This window comes from Pseudoalteromonas sp. AWH4_217 (genome assembly GCF_056161105.1).
On sequence record NZ_JBSWYM010000064.1, the window covers coordinates 1 to 506 of the forward strand.

General features: G+C 42.7%; 1 pseudogene. It reads right to left on the reverse strand.

Annotation, left to right across the window (positions count from 1 at the left end):
* Nucleotides 1-277, reverse strand: a pseudogene (locus ACXAH1_RS24675) (IS110 family transposase); the annotation flags it as partial.
* Between the last annotated feature and the right edge of the window lie 229 nt (nt 278-506).

Genomic DNA, 506 nt, shown 5'->3' on the forward strand with positions numbered 1-506 from the left:
TTGCACCGGCGAAGCGTTTCACATGAATGGGGTTGGCAATAACGAACGGTAAACTTGCTTTGGAGCATGCAAGAATGAATGGCATCTCGAGCCTGCCAGTGGCCTCAATAACGATACGTTCAGGTTTGTATGGCTTTATCTTTTGAATCGCGTCACGGATCCCTTGCTCGTCATTTTTGACAGTGAAGTGAATATCTAAAGGTCGTATATAAATATCGAGCTGAAACTTGCCGGTATCGACACCAATGTTGATGCTTTGATTTGTTTTGGTATTCATATAAGCTAACTCATGCTTGCAAAATGCGGGCTCGAGGCCCAGTAGACTATTCGAGTGTGGTGCTTGGAGTCTTTTACAGCGTTCATTCTTGTTACCGGTCTCTCAATAGAGGAGCCAACGTTCAATCGAACTACTGTAAAAGAAGGCTTTAGTTGCAGCTAAAGCCTGGGTCTCACTTTACCCTAAATCGGTAAAATAAATAAATTTGATGGGTCTATTATCCATACAA